Source organism: Haloimpatiens lingqiaonensis (assembly GCF_901447495.1).
GTDB classification, from domain to species: domain Bacteria; phylum Bacillota; class Clostridia; order Clostridiales; family Clostridiaceae; genus Haloimpatiens; species Haloimpatiens lingqiaonensis.
In genome coordinates this window covers 1-2,610 of the sequence record NZ_CABDWS010000148.1, presented here as the reverse complement: position 1 = coordinate 2,610, position 2,610 = coordinate 1, and the positions used below count along the sequence as shown (strand labels likewise).

Genomic DNA, 2,610 nt, shown 5'->3' with positions numbered 1-2,610 from the left:
ATTATACGGTAATTATAACCTTATTACAAGTTATTCATTTTATTTTTATATTAAAAATTTATAATAATTCTTAAGTTTCTATATAAATTTATAATATAAATGTGCATAACTCACACTTATCCACATTTATCAACATTTAATCCACAACTTTTGTGGACAACTTGTTTAAAATTCAAATTGCATGTTTAAATAATTCTAATGGTTTTCTCTGACTATTTGCACAAAACTTATTCACATTATCCACATTTACCATGTTAATAACCTGTTAAGTTTATGTGGATTGCATAACTTTTATGTTAATTCTTTTCTTAATTCTATCCTTTTTTACTAATATATATTCTCAATTTTATCCTTTTTCCTAATATATATTCAAAAGTTACAAATTCAACTTTCACAGTTATAAAATAATAATTTTTATCCGATGACTACCTGCCGTAACACTCCCACTTCTAACAAAATCCACAGGACCAGATACCTGTGGATTTACTTATAATACACCTTTTATAAGGTTAATATTAGAACTTATTTTTGTGACTTTTCATAGTCCTCAATAAATTTCTTTATCCCTGCATCGGTTAATGGATGTTTAACCATTTGCATTATAACTTTATAAGGTATTGTAGCTATATCGCAGCCTGCTTTTGCACATTCTAAAACATGCATTGGAGTTCTTACACTGGCAGCTATTATTTCTGTTTCTATACCGTATATAGCAAATATTTCAGCTATATCTTCTATTATAGCCATTCCACCATTTCCTATGTCATCAAGTCTTCCTATAAATGGACTTACAAAGCTTGCTCCTGCTTTAGCTGCAAGTAATGCTTGTTGAGCTGAGAAAATTAAAGTTACATTTGTTCTTATTCCTTCTTTAGAAAGTCTGCTTACTGCCTTTAATCCTTCTTCACACATTGGTATTTTAATTACTACATTTTCATGAAGTTTAGAAAGTACTTTTGCTTCCTTAACCATGTTATCTGCATCAAGGCTCATAACTTCAGCACTTATAGGTCCATCTACTATTGAACAAATCTCTGCAATAACCTCTTGTAAATCTCTTCCTTCTTTTGCTATAAGAGATGGATTAGTTGTTGCTCCATCTATTATTCCAAGTTCGCTAGCTTTTCTTATTTCTTCCACATTAGCTGTATCAATAAAAAATTTCACGCTGTATTCCTCCTTGTATCGTTTTCAAATATTCTTTCTTATTATACACCTTTTTTCTAAAAAATTCACTGCTTGTTCTTTACTTTCTATCAATCCCCTATATTTCATTTCCTCTAACACTAGTAAGGCTTCTCCTATTTGTTCATTCTCTAAATTAAATATCTTCACCAATTCGTTCCCATGGAGTATAGGATTAGCTTTAACTTCCATGTAAATGCTATATTCTCTTAAAAAATTCTCTATAAATTCCTTATATTTACAACCCTCATCATATTTATTAGCAAAAATATTAGTTGCATATATATCACAAAAGGATGCCATCAATATATATGGAGTAAATTCTTTATATTTATTAAAAAACTTGTAGAAACTCTTTTTATGATCTTTTGATTGGCTCTTGAACAATCCTAAAGGGTACATATGCCCTTCCACAACCTTAGTAATTATCCTGTTGGCTTCCTTAGGAAATCTCCAAAAATTGCAAAATTCATTTATTATTTTAGCTCCAACCTTCTCATGATTTAAAAAACTCACTTTCCCCTGTTCTTCTTTATAGCAAGGATATTTTCCTATATCATGACTGAATATAGCAAACGCCATATAATGTTCTAAATTAAATTCTCCTATTTTTTTAGCTAAGGAATTTAAATTTAACCCCTCTACCTTTATTTCACCTTTTATTAATTGCTTAAAAGCCTTATATGAGGTGTTCATGTGAGTAAAAGCATCCGTTGCATGGTATTTACATTTTCCTATGGTCTTATGCTCTTCCACATAGGGAATAAGATGTTTTAAAACACCATAAGTATCTAATATGCTAAATGCATCCCCAAACTCATCACAACTTATTATTTTCATGAATTCACTAAACACTCTTTCCTTAGTACATTCCTTTAAATATTTACTTTGGGCTATTACGGTATTTTCCGTTTCTTTAGAAAAATGCATTCCGTTTTTTATTGTCATCCTAATTCCCCTAAGTATCCTAACCCTATCATTTTTAATACTTTCGCTGCTTGTTTCTTTCAACAATCTATTTCTTAGATGCTTTCTTCCTTGAAAAGGATCTATTATAGAATTATCTCTCAAATTAAGTGCTATAGAATTTACCGTAAAATCTCTCTTTACTAAATCCTCCTCTATACTTTTTCCCTTTAAATTACTCATGTCAATGATTTTTCCTTTTACTATAGCCCTATACACACCCATTTCTGCCTTTAATGGATATATATCTTGTTCATTTAAGCCCAAATAATCCCTCAGCTCTTTTATGTCTCCTTCATAAATTATATCTATATCTTCCGATGGACTTTTTGAATTCATCAACTTATCTCTTATGTATCCACCTACTATATACAAATTTTTATTTTCTTTTATTGAAAATTCTTTTAAAATCTTTATTATATCATTCATAAAATCAACCTAGACCCTTCTAATTTTTTA

General features: G+C 29.3%; 2 protein-coding genes. Both read right to left on the bottom strand.

The window, feature by feature from the left end:
* Positions 1-522: 522 nt before the first annotated feature.
* A complete protein-coding gene (gene fsa, locus FGK85_RS14965) occupies positions 523-1,167 on the bottom strand; it encodes a fructose-6-phosphate aldolase (RefSeq protein WP_138207938.1) in 645 nt (214 codons plus the stop codon).
* Positions 1,168-1,191: 24 nt separating this feature from the next.
* On the bottom strand, positions 1,192-2,580 hold the full coding sequence (locus FGK85_RS14960; RefSeq protein WP_138207936.1) for a tRNA nucleotidyltransferase/poly(A) polymerase-related protein: 1,389 nt from the start codon (positions 2,578-2,580) through the stop codon (positions 1,192-1,194).
* Between the last annotated feature and the right edge of the window lie 30 nt (positions 2,581-2,610).

Excerpts from the sequence above, each read along its gene's own strand:
- FGK85_RS14960 (WP_138207936.1), bottom strand. The coding sequence starts at position 2,580 with ATGAATGATATAATAAAGATTTTAAAAGAATTTTCAATAAAAGAAAAT.